Source organism: Agrobacterium sp. CFBP2214, from assembly GCF_030209895.1.
GTDB classification, from domain to species: domain Bacteria; phylum Pseudomonadota; class Alphaproteobacteria; order Rhizobiales; family Rhizobiaceae; genus Agrobacterium; species Agrobacterium radiobacter.
The window spans coordinates 1,314,972-1,332,589 of the sequence record NZ_JARVRC010000001.1 but is presented as its reverse complement, the minus strand read 5'-3'; the positions used below and the strand labels follow the sequence as shown (position 1 = coordinate 1,332,589).

17 protein-coding genes are annotated in these 17,618 nt (G+C 59.5%); 3 read left to right on the top strand and 14 right to left on the bottom strand.

The window, feature by feature from the left end; all coding sequences use genetic code 11:
- Positions 1 to 111: 111 nt before the first annotated feature.
- From eno to QRN60_RS06605, 3 genes are all read right to left on the bottom strand, one after another.
- On the bottom strand, positions 112 to 1,386 hold the full coding sequence (gene eno, locus QRN60_RS06615) for a phosphopyruvate hydratase (RefSeq protein ID WP_129565066.1): 1,275 nt from the start codon (positions 1,384 to 1,386) through the stop codon (positions 112 to 114).
- Between the two features lie 147 nt (positions 1,387 to 1,533).
- A complete protein-coding gene (kdsA, locus tag QRN60_RS06610; RefSeq protein WP_080866119.1) occupies positions 1,534 to 2,379 on the bottom strand; it encodes a 3-deoxy-8-phosphooctulonate synthase in 846 nt (281 codons plus the stop codon).
- Positions 2,379 to 3,257: a VOC family protein gene (locus QRN60_RS06605; protein WP_080866118.1), complete on the bottom strand. Its 879-nt coding sequence runs from the start codon at positions 3,255 to 3,257 to the stop codon at positions 2,379 to 2,381. The genes kdsA and QRN60_RS06605 overlap by 1 nt, the downstream gene beginning before the upstream one ends.
- 211 nt (positions 3,258 to 3,468) lie before the next feature.
- Here QRN60_RS06605 and lexA point away from each other — a divergent pair, with 211 nt between their 5' ends.
- Positions 3,469 to 4,191 carry a transcriptional repressor LexA gene (gene lexA, locus QRN60_RS06600; protein ID WP_020810865.1) on the top strand — a complete coding sequence of 241 codons (723 nt, stop codon included), beginning with the start codon at positions 3,469 to 3,471 and terminating at the stop codon, positions 4,189 to 4,191.
- A gap of 400 nt (positions 4,192 to 4,591) precedes the next feature.
- A complete protein-coding gene (locus tag QRN60_RS06595) occupies positions 4,592 to 5,269 on the top strand; it encodes a glutathione S-transferase family protein (protein WP_107675508.1) in 678 nt (225 codons plus the stop codon).
- Positions 5,270 to 5,288: 19 nt separating this feature from the next.
- Here QRN60_RS06595 and QRN60_RS06590 read toward each other — a convergent pair whose 3' ends face one another.
- Positions 5,289 to 7,721: a ComEC/Rec2 family competence protein gene (locus QRN60_RS06590; RefSeq protein ID WP_284765137.1), complete on the bottom strand. Its 2,433-nt coding sequence runs from the start codon at positions 7,719 to 7,721 to the stop codon at positions 5,289 to 5,291.
- A gap of 306 nt (positions 7,722 to 8,027) precedes the next feature.
- Between QRN60_RS06590 and gltA the strand changes: the two genes are divergently transcribed.
- Positions 8,028 to 9,317 (top strand): citrate synthase, encoded by a 1,290-nt coding sequence (gene gltA, locus QRN60_RS06585; protein ID WP_003502585.1) that lies wholly within the window; start codon positions 8,028 to 8,030, stop codon positions 9,315 to 9,317.
- Positions 9,318 to 9,393: 76 nt separating this feature from the next.
- Here the strand turns inward: gltA and QRN60_RS06580 are convergent, their stop codons facing one another.
- From QRN60_RS06580 to lpxD, 10 genes are all read right to left on the bottom strand, one after another.
- Entirely contained in the window at positions 9,394 to 10,128 is a 735-nt protein-coding gene (locus QRN60_RS06580) for an amino acid ABC transporter ATP-binding protein (protein ID WP_060726176.1), read from the bottom strand.
- The gene (locus QRN60_RS06575; RefSeq protein WP_003502581.1) at positions 10,106 to 10,765 is read right to left on the bottom strand and encodes an amino acid ABC transporter permease; all 660 of its coding nucleotides are present in this window, start codon (positions 10,763 to 10,765) and stop codon (positions 10,106 to 10,108) included. Before QRN60_RS06575 ends, QRN60_RS06580 begins: the two co-directional genes overlap by 23 nt.
- Positions 10,762 to 11,433: an amino acid ABC transporter permease gene (locus QRN60_RS06570; RefSeq protein WP_111792759.1), complete on the bottom strand. Its 672-nt coding sequence runs from the start codon at positions 11,431 to 11,433 to the stop codon at positions 10,762 to 10,764. Before QRN60_RS06570 ends, QRN60_RS06575 begins: the two co-directional genes overlap by 4 nt.
- Positions 11,434 to 11,513: 80 nt before the next feature.
- Complete coding sequence (locus QRN60_RS06565; RefSeq protein WP_003502579.1) at positions 11,514 to 12,299, bottom strand: transporter substrate-binding domain-containing protein; 786 nt, start codon at positions 12,297 to 12,299, stop codon at positions 11,514 to 11,516.
- Between the two features lie 6 nt (positions 12,300 to 12,305).
- On the bottom strand, positions 12,306 to 13,016 hold the full coding sequence (locus QRN60_RS06560) for a GntR family transcriptional regulator (protein WP_003502578.1): 711 nt from the start codon (positions 13,014 to 13,016) through the stop codon (positions 12,306 to 12,308).
- Positions 13,017 to 13,213: 197 nt separating this feature from the next.
- Complete coding sequence (lpxB, locus tag QRN60_RS06555) at positions 13,214 to 14,398, bottom strand: lipid-A-disaccharide synthase (RefSeq protein WP_111792760.1); 1,185 nt, start codon at positions 14,396 to 14,398, stop codon at positions 13,214 to 13,216.
- 4 nt (positions 14,399 to 14,402) lie between these two features.
- Entirely contained in the window at positions 14,403 to 15,275 is an 873-nt protein-coding gene (locus tag QRN60_RS06550) for an LpxI family protein (RefSeq protein WP_162690413.1), read from the bottom strand.
- Positions 15,276 to 15,278: 3 nt separating this feature from the next.
- On the bottom strand, positions 15,279 to 16,094 hold the full coding sequence (gene lpxA / locus QRN60_RS06545; RefSeq protein WP_003502575.1) for an acyl-ACP--UDP-N-acetylglucosamine O-acyltransferase: 816 nt from the start codon (positions 16,092 to 16,094) through the stop codon (positions 15,279 to 15,281).
- Entirely contained in the window at positions 16,091 to 16,558 is a 468-nt protein-coding gene (gene fabZ, locus QRN60_RS06540) for a 3-hydroxyacyl-ACP dehydratase FabZ (protein WP_003502572.1), read from the bottom strand. Before fabZ ends, lpxA begins: the two co-directional genes overlap by 4 nt.
- On the bottom strand, positions 16,551 to 17,618 hold the full coding sequence (gene lpxD, locus QRN60_RS06535; RefSeq protein ID WP_129565064.1) for a UDP-3-O-(3-hydroxymyristoyl)glucosamine N-acyltransferase: 1,068 nt from the start codon (positions 17,616 to 17,618) through the stop codon (positions 16,551 to 16,553). Before lpxD ends, fabZ begins: the two co-directional genes overlap by 8 nt.

The window sequence follows — 17,618 nt, the reverse complement described above, 5'->3', positions numbered from 1 at the left end:
GGAAGGTGGATCCTCGGGTCAGGCCCGAGGACGACGTCTCATGCGTGGACACGTCTTTCACCAACCTCAGCCCGCCAAGCGGCGGGCCACGTCGCCAAACCTGAACGCGAATTATCCGCGCAGGATCGAACGGCCGGCGTAAGCGGCCTGCGAGCCCAGCATTTCCTCGATACGGATCAGCTGGTTGTACTTCGCGAGCCGGTCGGAACGGGCAAGCGAACCGGTCTTGATCTGACCGCAATTGGTGGCAACCGCGAGATCGGCGATGGTGGAATCTTCCGTTTCGCCCGAGCGGTGCGACATGACGGCGGTGTAACCGGCCTTGTGCGCCGTTTCGACCGCATCCAGCGTCTCGGAAAGCGAACCGATCTGGTTGACCTTGACGAGGATGGAGTTGGCAACCCCCATCTTGATGCCGTCGCGAAGACGTGCGGAGTTGGTGACGAAAAGATCGTCGCCCACCAGCTGGCACTTGTTGCCGACGAGATCGGTCAGCGTCTTCCAGCCTTCCCAGTCGTCTTCAGCCATGCCGTCTTCGATGGAGATGATCGGATACTTGCCGACCAGATCGGCGAGATATTCAGCCATCGCGCCCGGCTCCAGCGTGCGGCCTTCGCCTTCGAGAACGTATTTTCCGTCCTTGAAGAATTCGGTCGATGCACAGTCAAGACCAACGAACATGTCGTCGCCCGGACGGTAACCGGCCTTTTCAATCGACTTCATGATGAAATCGAGCGCAGCCGGCGCACTTTCGAGGCCCGGTGCAAAACCGCCCTCGTCGCCGACGTTGGTGTTGTGGCCCTGCGCCGACAGTTCTTTTTTCAGCGTATGGAACACTTCCGAACCCATGCGCACGGCTTCGCGGATGTTTTCCGCGCCGACCGGCAGGATCATGAATTCCTGGAAATCGATCGGGTTGTCGGCATGCGCGCCGCCATTGATGATGTTCATCATCGGAACCGGCAGCAGATGCGCGTTCGGGCCGCCGACATAACGGTAAAGCGGCAGGCCGGACGCTTCAGCGGCAGCCTTCGCAACGGCGAGCGACACGCCGAGGATGGCGTTGGCGCCGATACGCGACTTGTTCGGCGTGCCGTCGAGCGCGATCATCATCTGGTCGATCTGGATCTGGTTTTCAGCGTCGAAACCGCCAATCGCGTCGAAGATTTCCGTATTGACGGCTTCGACCGCCTTTTCCACGCCCTTGCCGAGATAACGCTTGCCGCCATCACGCAGCTCAACCGCCTCATGCGCGCCGGTGGAGGCGCCGGAGGGAACGGCGGCACGGCCCATGGAGCCGTCTTCGAGATAAACGTCGACTTCAACGGTCGGGTTGCCGCGGCTGTCGAGGATTTCGCGCGCGATGATATCGGTAATGGCAGTCATGGTCTCTCCCTTGGGAATGGAACAGATATTTTCCGTCGCCTGTCTTAGACGATGGCGAAGAAATTACAATGACGGTGGGCAGCGGAAACGGCCCGCCCGCCATTAAAATCGATTGGCACAAACGGCGCCCGCCGCAGCGGCCAGCCCTCAGGCTTTGGTGATGGCGTCGAAAGCCAGAAGCTTTTCGAGCAGTTTCGGCATGTCCTTCAGGTGCACCATGTTGGGGCCGTCAGACGGCGCATTATCAGGGTCCTCATGGGTCTCGATGAAGAGGCCGGCCACGCCGACGGCGACCGCCGCGCGTGCCAAGGTCTCGACGAATTCGCGCTGGCCGCCCGTGGAGCCACCCTGCCCGCCCGGCTGCTGCACCGAGTGGGTGGCGTCAAACACGACCGGCGCGCCAAGCGATGCCATGATCGGCAGGGAGCGCATGTCGGAGACCAGCGTATTGTAACCGAAGGAAGCGCCGCGCTCGCACAGAAGCACATTCGGGTTGCCGCTCTCATTAAGCTTGGCGAGCACGTTCTTCATGTCCCAGGGCGCCAGGAACTGGCCCTTCTTGACGTTGATGACACGGCCGGTTTTGGCGGCGGCGACGAGAAGATCGGTCTGGCGGCTGAGGAAAGCCGGAATCTGCAGCACATCCACCACCTCGGAAACGATGGCGCATTGCTCCTCGGTGTGAATGTCGGTCAGAACAGGAAAGCCGAATTCCTTCTTGAGATCAGCGAAAACCTGCATCGCGCTGTCAAGGCCGATACCGCGCTTGCCGGAAAGCGAGGTGCGGTTCGCCTTGTCGAAGGAGGACTTGTAGACAAGTCCGATCCCGAGGCTGTCGCAAAGCTCTTTCAGGACACCTGCAATCATGAAGGCATGTTCGCGGCTTTCCATCTGGCACGGGCCGGCAATCAGCGAAAAACGCTCGGCATTGGAGAAGGAAACCTTGCTGACGCCGTCGCCGGCGGTGACTTTGAGATTGTTCGTAACGCTCATCATTTTTCCTCGAAGGCGAAGGCAACGCCCTGACCGGGTGCCGCAGGCACCACCAGGCGACCGTCCGCTTTTGCGCAGGACACGCCATTAGCAGCAAGCGCCGCCTCTGTCACGGCAAGATCGTGTGACGAAAAGACGATGCCCGCACCGCGCAATCCGCCGCCGCTCCAATCAGGAGTATTCGGGGCCTGTCCGCTGAAATCAGGTTTTCCGGTCAATCTGATGCGCGCATTGTCGGTCGCGAAAACCATATCACCATCCGGAGATATTCTGCCCTCACAACCAAACACCGTTTCGATCAAGCGCGCCGCGTTCGGATCATCACCGGAGAACAGAACGATTTCACTGAGGCCGGAGACACCGTTGGCATGGCGCTCCAGCACTGTTCGATCGCCCGGCAGGGCCTGCAGCCGCTGACAACTAAACAGAAAGAAATCCGCCGCCCCGCTTGCCGCAAAAGCCAGCCGGAACGCCGCCTCGCTTTCCGATCCATCCGGCATCCGCACAGGCCGCGAAAACTGGAACACATCGCCCGCTGACACGCCAGACGTCAGAAACCTGTCATGGTCGGCAAGGGCATCTTCGGTTTTGGCGACAAGAGCCGAAAAACCCTCCCGCCCGTCACGTTGCCGGAAGGCCCTGTCCCTGCCCGTGAACACATCTCCCCTGTCTGCCGACGCATTATATTTAGCCGGATCAGCAATTACGAGCGGCTCCAGATAGGTCCCGTCGGTAAAAAAAACACAGGCATTTCGGGTGCCGAAAGGATGCAAAGCCTCCGGTGAGACCGTAAATCCAAGGCTGGCGAGACGTTTCGCGGCAACGCCGATATCCTGCACCGGCAGAACGAGATGATCGACGCTATGGGATTTCATCATGACCTGTTTCCTGCGCTGGCACTCCGCCCGGACATGCCTGGACGATTTGGGCCGCAGAAAAGCACAATCGTAGGCCAAGAAGCAAATCATCAAAACAACAGATAGCAGCTTCACGAAATTTTAGGGGATTGCGGAACACATATGGAACATATAGTGTTCGTTCTGTATTTGTTTCGCGACTTCCACTACGATTCTAAAGGGTGTTTTCCTCATGCTCACGCGCAAACAGCAGGAATTGCTTCTCTTCATTCATGAACGAATGAAAGAGTCCGGCGTGCCGCCATCCTTCGATGAAATGAAGGACGCACTCGATCTTGCCTCGAAATCTGGCATCCACCGCCTGATCACCGCCCTCGAAGAGCGCGGGTTTATTCGCCGGCTACCAAATAGAGCGCGAGCGCTGGAAGTCATCAAGCTGCCTGAGGCCTATACGCCGGGTGCAAGGCCGCAGCGCGGCTTTTCGCCGAGCGTCATCGAAGGCAGCCTTGGCAAACCCAAGGCGTCGGAAGCGGCCCCTGCCCCCAAGACGCCGGCCAATGATCTCGTCGGGGCCGTCACCGTGCCGGTCATGGGCCGCATCGCTGCCGGTGTGCCGATTTCCGCCATCCAGAACAATACCCACGATGTGGCCGTGCCTGTTGATATGCTGGGTTCGGGCGAACATTACGCTCTTGAGGTCAAGGGCGACTCGATGATCGAGGCCGGCATTTTTGATGGCGATACCGTCATCATCCGCAATGGCAATACGGCAAATCCGGGTGATATCGTTGTAGCGCTGGTGGATGATGAGGAAGCCACCCTGAAGCGTTTCCGTCGCAAGGGCGCCTCCATTGCGCTCGAGGCGGCAAACCCGGCCTATGAAACGCGTATTTTTGGACCGGACCGGGTGAAAATCCAGGGCAAGCTGGTCGGACTGATCCGCCGTTACCATTGATTCAAGGCATGGGGCCGCAATTCCTTTTGCTGCGGGCACCATCAAGAGGATGGCGCTCCCCTTATGGAGCATTGCAGCTTGCTCCTTGGAATGATGCGGTTCTGCATAAGTGAGAAGCGACATCGTCTGGCAGGTCCGCACATCTTTTATCGCGAAGGCCAGCAGGCAGCGGTAAGAAACAGATGATTGAAAATGAGCATCCTTAATTTCGTTGAGAAAGGATGCAGGTCATCAGTCTCGTCGCGGTGTGTTTCGTCGTTATCTCCGAATGGTGACCTGCAGGTGCTTCTTTTCTTCCTGTCCCACTCATCAATGCGGCTTATGGGAGCCATGGATTATTTGCAATATTCCTGGGCCCATCCGCCGGTATAGAAATGCGCATCATATCGGGGAACACGCCATGTACGATCTTTATATCGCCAACAAGAACTATTCCTCATGGTCACTGCGGCCATGGGTATTGATGCGCACGCTCGGCATTGCTTTCGATGAAAAACTCGTTCCCTTCGGCGAAGGCGTTTCCTTCTCCACCTTTTCGCCAACCGGCAAGGTGCCTTGCCTCGTTGATGAAGGCGTGACGGTTTGGGAATCGTTGTCGATCGCCGAATATCTGGCGGAGCGACATCAGGGCGTCTGGGCGAGCGACAAGCAGGCAAGAGCATGGTCGCGTTCGGCTGCGAGCGAAATGCATGCGGGCTTTTTCTCGCTGCGCAATCTCTACCCCATGTCGGTCGGCATTCGCGTGAAACCGAAGGGTGACAATACCGGGCTAGCGGCCGACATAAAGCGCGTTGATGCGCTGTGGAGCGAAGGCCTGGCAAAATTTGGCGGGCCCTTTCTTGCCGGTCAGAAATTTACGGCGGTCGATGCCTTCTTCTGCCCGGTGGCTTTCCGTTTCCAGACCTATGGCGCGGAACTTTCGCCCGCAGCGAAAGCCTATTGTGACCGGCTGCTCGCCCTGCCCGCCATGCGCGAATGGTACGAGGCCGGACTGAAGGAAACCTGGCGCGACGCGGCGCATGAAGAGGAAATCGGCGGGATCGGCGAATTGACGACGGATCTGCGCATCAAGGCTTGACGATCCAGGCTGGCGGCCCTCATTGTGGTGCCGCCAGCAACCGCGTGACGGCATCAGGGACCTCATGGTCAAAACGGCCGCTTTTCCAGTCGTAATAGCGATGTTCGCTCCAGGGCCTGTCCATGCCGGCTATCGCGGCGCGCAACCTGCCGACTACCGCTACCTGATCGCTGCCGGCAAAGTCTATTTCCAGTGAACCGATCCGGCGCAGGATATCGCGGTTAAGCAGAAGTGCGCCCGAGCGGCATTGGGAGAAGGATGTTCTGCGGGAAACGACGACAATATCGGCGATATCACATGCCTTTCCGGCAAATCGACCATCTTCCAGAACGATGATCCATTCGCCGCTTCCCGCGCGTGCGGCACACCATATGCCTTTGCTGCAGGTGAAAATACCGGGCTCCGCGTCTCTCAGGGCCACCGTCATCTGCCGTGTAACCGCCCTCATCTTTTCCGGATCAAGCTTCGCCTTGGTTAAAGCCACGGTGGTTGCCGCAGCCTCGCTCTTGAGAAAGACCGGCGGAACTGGCTGTTCCGGCAACAGCAGTGCCCTTTGCCACTGGTCATAAACGAAACCCTGCGGCCGTGTTTTCGTCGTGTAGGCTTTGCCATCCTCCAGCAGCGCCACCAGCATGCCATCCTCATGAACAAGCAGATGAGGCGGATTGCGATAGGCCGTGGCCGCCGACAGGCCAAAGGCGAGGACCAGAAACGGCAAACCAAGAAGCGCCAGCCGGCTGCGTAACAATGCCAGCAGCAGAAAACCAACGGAGGCAAGCCCCAGGAACCAGCCATGTGGCCGCCCCGTCGCAGCGCTTCCTCCCCAGGAGGCCACCTCCCGAGAAACTTCGATCACGAGAGCCATACCGTAACCCATGACCTTGAGGAACGGAGCATCGAGCCCGAAAGGCATCAGCAGCATGGCGACAAGGCCGAAAGGCATGACGATCAGCGACATGAGCGGCATGGCGGCCAGATTGGCAAAAAGTCCATAGGTGGTGACACGCTGAAAATGCTCGGCGGAATAGATCGCAGTCGAAAGACCGCCGATCAACGAGGTCGTGATGACTCCGCCGATGATGGCGCCCGCCGTTTGCGCCACCGTCATCCATGCCGGTTTGCGCCCGATGAACAGACGCTCGCGATCAACACGCCAGCGGCTCCAGGCGGCATAGGAGGCGACGAGCGCGATGGTTGCGGCAAAGGACATCTGGAAGCTCGGCCCCATGATTTCCGAGGGCGACAAGGCAAGAATGACCAGAGCGGAAAGCGCAACATTCCTGAGACTGAGCGAGGGTTGATCGAAGAGAACAGCGATCAGCATCACCGACATCATCAGCCAGGCCCGTTCGGCGGAGACGGCGAAACCGGAAATCAGATAATAGGCAAGCGTCATCAGGAGTGCGGCGAAAGCCGAGATCTTCTTGACGGGCCAGCGCTGCGCAAAGGCCGGAAAAAGGCTGAAGGCAAGCCTCAGCCCCACAAAAAATATGCCTGACGCGAGCGCCATGTTGAGCCCGGATATGGCGACGATGTGGGCAAGGCCGGAAAGCCGCAGCGCTTCCATCGTCCCGGCGGATATGGCCTGTCTCTCATCGGTGACGATGGAGGCGGCAAAGGCTCCGGCGTCCCCGCCGATGGTGTTGCGAATGCGTTCGGCAATGGCGGTGCGCAGGCCGTAAAGCCTCATATCGGCCCATTCCAGCCAGTCCGTTCCGGCGCTGATGTCATCTTCGGGTGATATGACCGTCTGTGGCGGCTTATAAAAGAAGCCCGTCGCGCCTATGCCCCTGAAATAGGAGGCAAAGGCGAAATCGTTGAGCCCCGGCAAAGCCGGGCCGGATGGTGGCGAAAGCCGCGCCTTACCACGAATGGTCGCGCCCAGTGCGACAGGCTCACCTCCCCCGCGTGAGAGAAGCGAGACCTTTTCCGGCGGGCGTGACAATGCCGGCGCCTCCGTCGCGGCAAGCCGCACCACATATCGCCAATCCCCGCGTGCATCGACCTCCCGGCGCGTCACCGTGCCTGTAATGGTAGTGGTGACGGGTGTATCCAGCACCACGGTTCCCACCCGCCGCGTTTCGACCTCGGCGAAAAGCATGCCCAGCAAGAACAGCGCGAAAAAGCCGCAGGCCGTCGCTGCCAGGCCCGAACGATATTTCGTGAAGGATGCCAGACCCGCGGCAATGAGACATACGATTGCCAGAACAGGGAATGAAGGCGAGGTGTCGAGGGAAAACCAGAAGATCGCACCACAGCCGATGAAGACCGGAACGAAAAGAAAATCGTGGCCGAATGAGCGCTCCTCGGCGAAGCACGCGGCGATTTTTTGAGAGGCGATAGCTCGCAGTTTTGGCCCGCTGACAAGGGCGGGCGTATCATATGTCGCGACATCCCCGGTTCTGCGTAGCGGAAACAGAATCTCCGCCGTGCCGGGCAAGCCGCCCTGCATCGTTTCCGCATATCCGAAATGCTTTTTTTCCCCTTGACCAAGCACTCTGCGCCGCGCCCCTGCCGCACCGGAAACAGGTTTGCAGGCGGATGCGAGGGATTGCAATGCTTTCCTTTAACCCTGCGTTGACCGAGATCGAATTGCTATGATGATAAAGCGAAAAGCAACGCAATTGCGTATGCCGCAATGCACAATTTGACCTTTGGATAGCTTGGCATCGGCGCAAGGATCATATAGCTAATCGGTAGACGCTTAACCGCGGGGCGTGTCTCAACGCCCCCACCCGCATGTTTTCGGAGGATCAGTATGACGGAAAAAAGCGCTACAGTGACACTTGGCGAAAAACAGGTCGAACTCCCGGTCAGGGAAGGCACGATTGGACCAAGCGTCGTCGATATCGCCACGCTGTACAAGCACACGGGCTCCTTCACCTACGACCCGGGCTTCACGTCGACGGCCTCCTGCGAATCCAAGATCACCTATATCGATGGTGACGAAGGCGTTCTCCTTCACCGCGGCTTCCCGATCGAGCAGCTTGCCGAACAGGGCGATTTCCTGGAAACCTGCTACCTGCTGCTCTACGGCGAACTGCCGACGGCTGCGCAGAAGAAGGATTTCGACACCCGCGTCACGCGTCACACCATGGTGCATGAGCAGATGAGCCGATTCTTCACCGGCTATCGTCGCGACGCACATCCGATGGCCGTCATGTGTGGCACGGTCGGCGCTCTCTCGGCCTTCTATCACGACTCGACCGACATTACCGATCCGCACCAGCGCATGGTCGCTTCGCTGCGTATGATCGCAAAAATGCCGACGATCGCCGCCATGGCCTACAAGTACCATATCGGCCAGCCCTTCGTTTACCCGAAGAACGATCTCGATTACGCCTCCAACTTCCTGCACATGTGCTTTGCTGTACCGTGCGAGGACTACAAGGTTGATCCGGTTCTGGCCCGCGCCATGGACCGTATCTTCATCCTGCATGCCGATCACGAGCAGAACGCCTCCACCTCCACGGTGCGTCTTGCCGGTTCGTCGGGCGCCAACCCGTTCGCCTGTATTGCGGCTGGCATTGCCTGCCTCTGGGGCCCGGCTCATGGCGGCGCCAACGAAGCGGCGCTCAACATGCTCAACGAGATCGGCACGGTTGACCGTATTCCGGAATATATCGCCCGCGCCAAGGACAAGAACGATCCGTTCCGCCTGATGGGCTTTGGCCACCGCGTCTACAAGAACTACGACCCGCGCGCCAAGATCATGCAGAAGACGATGTACGAAGTGCTGGAAGCCACTGGCAACTCCGACGATCCAATCATGCAGGTTGCTCTGGAACTGGAAAAGATCGCCCTTTCCGACCCTTATTTCGTCGAGAAGAAGCTCTACCCGAATGTCGACTTCTATTCGGGCATCACGCTGAAGGCGCTCGGCTTCCCCACGACCATGTTCACCGTTCTCTTCGCTCTCGCCCGCACCGTCGGCTGGATCGCACAGTGGAACGAAATGATCGAAGATCCGCAGCAGCGCATCGGTCGTCCGCGCCAGCTCTACACGGGCGCCGGCAAGCGCGACTACGTTCCGGTTTCCAAGCGCTAAGCCGCGAAACCATTTGAGATCAAAGGCCGGCAGGTTTTCACCCGCCGGCCTTTTTTGTTGGGCGTCTGAGTGGTTCTTAGTGGCGCGCCGCAACGCCCAGGAACTGCTTGAGTTCGGGGGTTGCGGGATTGGCGAACACCTCTTCCGGCGGGCCAATTTCATGCACCCTGCCCTCATGCATGAAGACGACGCGAGAGCAGACGTCGCGCGCGAACTTCATTTCATGCGTCACCATCAAGAGCGTCATGCCTTCGGCGGCGAGTTCCCGCACCACGGCAAGCACTTCCGCAACCAGTTCGGGATCGAGCGCCGAGGTGATCTCATCGCAGAGCAAAGCGATCGGCTGCATGGCGAGGGCGCGGGCAATGGCGACGCGCTGTTGCTGGCCACCTGACAACTCATCGGGATAGGCATCGAATTTATGCGCCAGGCCAACCCGCTCCAGCATCTTTCGGGCAACGGCTTCCGCCTCCGGTTTCGACGTCTTCTTGACCACCATCTGTGACAGCATGACATTGCCGCCGACGGTCTGGTGCGGGAAGAGATTGAACTGCTGGAAGATCATGCCGACCTTCAGCCGCAGCGCCTTGAGATGGAGATCGTCTTCGAGAAGCTGTGCGCCGGCGACCGATATGGAACCGGCCGAAATCGTCTCCAGCCCGTTGATGCAACGAAGCAGGGTCGATTTTCCCGATCCGCTCTTGCCGATGATGGCGATGACCTCGCCCGGCTCGACATCGAGATTGATGCCCTTCAGAACCTCGTTGCTGCCATAGCTTTTGCGGACTTCAGTGATTTCGATGAGCGACATTGAGCTTCCTTTCGAGGATCTGGCTGCTCTTCGACAGAGGCCAGCACAGCGCGAAATAGATGAGGGCCACGAGGCCATAAACGGTGAAGGGCTGGAAGGTGGCGTTGGTGACGACCGTGCCGGCCTTGGACAGTTCCACGAAGCCTATGATCGAGGTCACCGCCGTTCCCTTGATGACCTGCACGAAAAAACCGACGGTCGGCGGAATGGCGACCCGCATGGCCTGCGGCAGGATGACGTAACGCATCTGCTGCAGGCGGCCCATGGCAAGGCTTGCCGACGCCTCCCATTGCCCCTTGGCGACAGATTCGACGCAGCCACGCCAGATTTCGGTCAGGAAGGCTGCTGCCCACAGGATCAGCGTCAGACCCGCCGCGAGCCAGGCCGGCACATCGATACCGAAGAGACCAAGGCCGAAAAAGGCGATGAAGAGCTGCATCAGCAGCGGCGTTCCCTGAAAAAGCTCGACATAATAGCGCGCGAAAACCCGCATCGATTTTTTCCGGGAAATGCGCATGAAGAGCAGAAGCAGCGCCACCAAGCCGCCGCCCGCAAAGGAGACGAGCGAGAGCAGCACGGTCCAGCGCGTGGCGAGCAGCAGGTTTCTGAGAATATCCCAGGTGGAGAACTCGATCATCGGACACTCCTGCGCGGAAAAATGAGGTTGCCGCCCGTCAGCAGCACCTGCCGGAGAAGAATGGCCAGCACGAGATAGATGACCGTGGAGACCATGTAGGCTTCGAAGGCGCGGAAGGTGCGCGACTGGATGAAATTGGCCGCGAAGGTCAGGTCCTCGGCGGCGATCTGCGACACGACCGACGAACCGAGCATGACGATTACCACCTGCGAGGAGAGCGCCGGCCATATTCGTTGCAGGGAGGGAACCAGCACCACGTGGCGGAAGGTTTCGAAACGGGTCATGGCAAGGCTTGCGCCGGCCTCGAACTGCCCCTTCGGCGTCGCCTGAATGCCGGCGCGGATGATCTCGCAGCTATAGGCCCCGAGATTGACCACCATGGCGATATTGGCAGCGCTCAGTTCCGACAGTTGCAGGCCAAGCGACGGCAGGCCGAAAAAGATAAAAAACAATTGTATGAGAAACGGCGTATTGCGAATGAGTTCCACATAGGTCGCGACCGGCGGCCGCAGCCATTTCGGGCCAAGCGCGCGCACCCAGGCACAGAATATGCCGAGCGCGATGCCGAGAACGCCGCCGACGGCGATCAATTCAAGCGTGACGGCGATACCCTTGGCGATCTGCGGATAATATTCGAGGAGCCATCCAAAATCGAATGTGTATTTCACCCGATGTTTCCTTCGGAAGAGGACAAACCATGCGCCGGGCCGGGATCAAACGGGACCGGCGCATGTGTTTGCCGGGTTGGTCACAGATCCTTCGGAAGATCGGTTTTCAGCCACTTCTGCGCGATGGTGTTCAGCGAACCGTCGGTCTTTGCGGTGGCGATGATGGCGTTGACCTTCTCCAGCAGCGCCGGCTGCTCCTTGTTCAGGCCGATATAGCAGGGAGAATTTTTGATCAGGAACTTAAGCTCGGGGCGCTTCGGTGGGTTCTTCGCGAGAATGGCGGCGGCCACGACATTGCCCGTGGCGACGGCTTCCACCTGACCGGCGAGGAAGGCAGAGATAGTGCCGTTATTGTCCTCGTAGCGCTTGATGGTCGTATCAGCGGGAGCGACCTTGGTCAGTTCGAGATCCTCGACGGCGCCACGGGTAACGCCGATGGTCTTGCCGGCCAAATCTTCCGCCTTGGTGACAGCAAGCGAGTCCGGTGCGAACACACCGTTGAAGAAAGGCGCATAGGCGGTGGAGAAGTCGATGACCTTTTCACGGTCCGGGTTCTTGCCGAGGCTCGAAATGACGAGATCGACCTTGTTGGTCTGCAGATAGGGAACGCGGTTTGCGCTGGTGACCGGCACCAGCTCGACCTTCACCCCGAGCTTCTCGCCGATCAGGTTGGCGACGTCGATATCGTAACCCTGCGGCGCCATATCGGTGCCAACGCTGCCGAACGGCGGAAAATCCTGCGGGACGGCGACGCGGATCGTGCCTCGGGAAGTGATATCGCCGAGCGCGTCGGCAAAGGCTGCGGGCGAAAAACCAAGTGTTGCGGAAATCGCGGCAATGGCAAGCAATGAACGTCTGGAAAACATTGGGAATTACTCCTTGGGGCTTGAGGAAAGAGGCTGCAGTGAAAGCGAATTGCGAAGCTCGTAGAGCGGGTCCGGCCTGCGGGTGAGATCGAGACCGGTTTCAACTTCGTCGAGATGGCGGATGGCGAGTTCGGCGGCGCCGTGAAAATCAGCCGCCTTGATCGCCTCGAAGATGCGGCAGTGCCCGTCATGCGATTGCTGCGCATGGAAATCGGACTGATAGAGCATGGAGATGAGGATGGTTCTGGCCGTCAGGTCGCGCAGCGTTTCGACGATGATGTCATTTCCGGCGATTTCGGCGATGCGGATGTGGAAATCGCCCATCAGGCAGGTCAGGCGCTGGCGGTCGCCTTTGACAATCGCCGCCTTTTCTTCATCGAGATGATTGGCAAGGATCGTTATGCCTTCCGCGCTGATGGCGGAAAGGTTGCGCAAAAGTCCATATTCGATGATGCGCCGTGCCTCATAGACCTTGATGGATTCTTCGGCGGAAGGCTCCACCACGAACCAGCCGCGGCGCGGGCTGACCGTGACGATGCCGCGCGTTTCAAGCCGCATCATCGCCTCGCGGATGCGCGTGCGCGACACGCTGAAAAGGCTGGCGAGCTGGTTCTCGCTGAGGCGGGTGCCCGGGCGGATGCGCGCGGAAAGAATACCTGAGATGATGGCGTCTTCTACCGCGCTCTGGGCGCTTTCTGATGTATGGCTATCTTGCATACAAGATTGAAAGCAAGAGGTGTGCCAGACGTAAATTCGCGGGCCGCGAACCCTATAAAAGCCTGGGGATTGCCGCCCTAACGATCAAATGCGTTAAAACCAACCCCTCGCCTGCCTGCATTGGCGGCAAGGCGGCAGCTGGCTTAACCTTGTCGGAAAACCGCTATTTCCGCCGCCTGAGGACAGGATGGCTGCGATTATACCGAGGAGCTATTCTTGTTTTTGAGGACATCGAGAAGAATGCGTGCGCCGGTTTCGCCCGGCGGTACATCCGTGTGCAAACGCCGCTGCACCAGCGCATAACCTTCGAGCATCGCCCGCCGCTCGGTGGTATCGGACGACAGACGCTCGGCCCAGCGCAGCATCGAGCCTGCCCTGACGACCTCGTTGAAATATTCCGGAATGATGGCGTAATCGGCAATCAGGTTCGGCAGGGCGCCGGTCCAGGTTTTCACCCGCTTGCTCAACATGGTGAAAATCCAGTCGGTCTTGTAGACCGAGATGGTCGGTACGCCCGCGAGTGCGAGTTCCAGAATGACCGTGCCGGAAGCGGCGATAGCCGCATCGGCTTGAGCAAACGCGTTCCATTTGAAGGCGGAATCGATGCCGATTTCGGGCCTTATATCCTCCGGCCATGATGCCGCCAGTTCGCGGATGCGTTTTTCCTGACGTGGCACGGTGGGCAGGAGAAACCACGTCGGACCGTTGCGCTCTACAAAAGCTCTCGCTGCCGCCTGAAAAGGCTCCATCAGCCGCGTCGTTTCAGTGGAACGCGAGCCCGGCAGGAGGAGGATGGTTTTCGGCTGGCCATCTGCAGGTAGAGAGCGTTCCGCCCGCTTCTGCCGCACAGAGAGCACATCGGCATCGACGCTGAGCCGATGGCCGACAAAGGTCGTAGGGGGACCGCCGAGACGGCGCATCGCTTCCGGCTCGAAGGGCAGCAGGGCCAGAACATGATCGACATAGGACAGCATCGCGGTGGCGCGATATTCCTTCCACGCCCAGACGCTGGGGCAGACATAATTGACAACAGGCAGATGCGGTAATTGCCGGCGAACTTTTTTCGCAACGCGATGGGTGAAATCCGGACTGTCGATGATCAGCAGAATATCGGGCTTTGCAGCGGCGATTGCCTGGGCGGTCTGGTTGATCCGCGCAATGAGCTTCGGCAGCTTTTTCAAAACCTGCGTGAAGCCCATGATCGAGAGTTCGGAATAGTCGAACAGGGAAACCAGACCCTGTGCTTCCAGCGCATCGCCGCCGACACCCACCAGCTCGACGGGGCCCGCATATCGGGCCTTGAGCGACCGGATCAGATCCGCACCCAGAAGATCACCGGATACCTCCCCGGCAATGACCGCCACTTTTAATGCCGCCGTCATCCGATCAACTCTCCCCCATCATGTCTCCGCTGAGTGACGTATCGATGCCGCAGACGAATATGCCCGCCTCATCGGCCGCCTTCAACATCGCCTCGCGATCAAGCACCAGCGCCCGTCCGGCTTCGACGGCGATGCCGGCCAATCCCGCCTTGCGTGCATTCTCCACCGTTTCCACACCGATTGTCGGCAGGTCGGCTCGCACATCCTGCTGCGGCTTGCACAGCTTTACGAGTACACCCTTGCGGCGCGGGGATATACGTCCTTCGGCGCGCAATGCCGCGACGCGCGCCAGCATGGCGTCCGTGCCCTCAACGCCTTCCAGCGCGACGATACGGCCACCCACGGCGACTGCTCCCTGCCCCACATCCAGCTTACCGAGTGCAAGTGCCGCCTCAGCCGCCTTGCGTATGTCACGCAGATCTTCCTCGGCGGGCTTTTGTGCACCGAAAGGGCCTGTCGCAGCCAGCAGGCCGGGCGCGATCTCGTGCGCGCCGATGACTTTTGCGCCAAGTGTGCCAATGATCTTGATGACCATCTGCAAAACGGCGTCATCGCCGCTCGACAGCAGCGTCCTGACAATGGACGGCAGTTTGAGCAGGATGCCGACCGTGGGGCGGATCTCCCGCCATTCCGGCCGTCGCGCCACGCCGCCGGAAAGCACGACACGGTCTACCTGATTTTCACGCAGCAGACGGCCCAGCCCGGCGACATCACCGACACTGATGACGGCATTGTCGAAACCGCTCCAGTCGAAACGGGAATCGTCGCGCAAGCGCACGATGAAAGGGTTCTCGCCCATCTCACGGGCGGCAGCCGCCACATAAAGCGGCAGCTGGCCGCTGCCGGCCACGATGGCGAGACGCCCGCCGCCTGTCACGGCTCACTTGCCCCGGTTGGGCGAAGAGATCGCGCGGTCGCTATCCGCGCCGATGAAATCGAGGATTTCAAGCGCCTGCGGGCAGTCCAGATAGTCGTTGCGGTCGAGGGCTGCGGCATTGCCGCGGATCGTGCCTTCGGCCTCGAAAATCGCCTTGTAGACGCGTCTGACCTTGTGGATATCCGCACGCTCGATGCCTGCACGTGTCATGCCGACAACGTTCAGCCCGCCGAGAATGCCGGGATTGCCATTCAGCATGCCATAGGGAATGACGTCGTAATTGACCGCCGACAGCCCGCCGATGAAAGCCTGGCGGCCGATACGGGTGAACTGGTGCACGGCGCAGCCACCGCCCAGAATAGCGCGGTCCTCGATGGTAACATGGCCCGCCAGCATCACATTGTTGGACAGGATGATGTGGCTGCCGAGGCGGCAATCATGCGCCACATGCGAATTGGCGAGGAAGAGATTGTCATCACCGATAATGGTCTTGCCGCTGCCATCGGAACTGCCGGCGTTCATCGTTACGCCTTCACGCATGACGCAGCGCTCACCGATCTCAAGCGTCGTTTCCGAACCGTCGTGGCGAACCGCCTGCGGTGTGCCGCCGATGACCGCCATGGGATGGACGACCGAACCTCGGCCGATGACGGTCCGGCCGGAAACAACGGCGTGATTATGCAGCCAGACACCGTCATGCAGCGTGACTTTCGCGCCGACATAGCTCAGCGCGCCGATGACGACGTTTTCACCGATCACCGCGCCGTCTTCGATGACGGCCGTCGGGTGAATTCTGGCCGAGGCGGCAATCGTGCTCATTGCTGGTCCTCGGGGATCATCATGGCGCCGACATCGGCTTCCGCCACCAGCGCGCCGTCCACCTTCGCCTCGCAATGGAATTTAAAAACATTGCCGCGCTGGCGCTGCTTGACCACGTGGATTTCCAGACGATCACCGGGAACGACGGGTCTACGGAAGCGCGCATTGTCGATGGTCATGAAATAGACGAGGTAACCGCCCTCACCCTGGCTACGGGCGCAGATTGCGCCTGCCGTCTGCGCCATGGCTTCGACGATCAGAACGCCCGGCATGATCGGGCGATCCGGGAAATGGCCGGTGAAATGCGGTTCGTTGACCGTGACGTTCTTGATGCCGATCGCCGAGTTGTTACCATCGATCTCGATGATCTTGTCGATCAGCAGGAATGGGTAACGATGCGGCAGAAGCTTCATGACTTCCAGAATGTCAGCCGCGCCGAGCGTCGTCTTCGTTTCTTCAGTCATTGTTTTTCTCTCCTGTTTTTTTATCACGCCCTTCAGCGCGTGCCAGAATTTCGGCCATGTCGCGCAGGAAATATTTCATTGGACGCGCAGGCGTTCCGCCATAACGGGCGCCTGCCGGTACGTCCGCCACAACACCGCTCATCGCCGCAATCTGCACGCCGTCGCCAATGTTGATATGGCCATTGATGCCGGCCGCGCCGCCAATCATCACACCGTCGCCGATGCGGGTGCTGCCCGCAATGCCAACCTTGCTGACGATGCCGCAATGGCGGCCGATACGGACGTTGTGGCCGATCTGGACCTGATTGTCGATCTTGGTGCCTTCGCCGATGACCGTGTCATCCATGGTGCCGCGATCGATCGTGGTGTTGGCGCCAATCTCGACATTGTCCTGAATGATGACACGACCGATCTGCACGATCTTCAGCATGCCGCGTGGACCGGGGGCATAACCGAAACCGTCCTGACCGATGCGCGCGCCGTTGTGGATAATCACATTATTACCGATGAGCGCGGCAAGAACGCTTGCGCCGCCCGCAATGGTGCAATCACGCCCTATCTGCACATCCTGCCCGATGATGACGCCGGGGCCGATCCGCGTGCCAGCGCCGATATGGGCGCCGGCTCCGATCACGGCGAGCGCCTCGACAATGACGCCCGCTTCCAGTTTCGCGGATGGATCGACATGGGCAGCATGGGAAATTTCGGCGTCCATCCGCGCGATCGGACCGGGTCGCATGGCGGAAGGATGCAGCAAGGCACCGACCTGCGCAAAAAGCGTGTGGGGGTTTTTCGATATCAGCGCGGGGGTGTGAGACGGAAGCATGTCTACAAGCGCTGCATCACAAATGACGGCGCCAGCTTCGCAGGTCTGCAGCTCATCGCGGCTCTTGCGCGAAAGAATATAGCAGAGTTGATCGGGCTTTGCCCTATAGACCGGCGAAACGGACCTGATAATCCGTTCTCCCGCCGCATCGTCAGACAGTTCCGCCCCAAAACGATCTGCGATATCTTTCAATCGCAGTCCCTCGTGGGGCGGAAAAAAGGCATTGTATTCCAT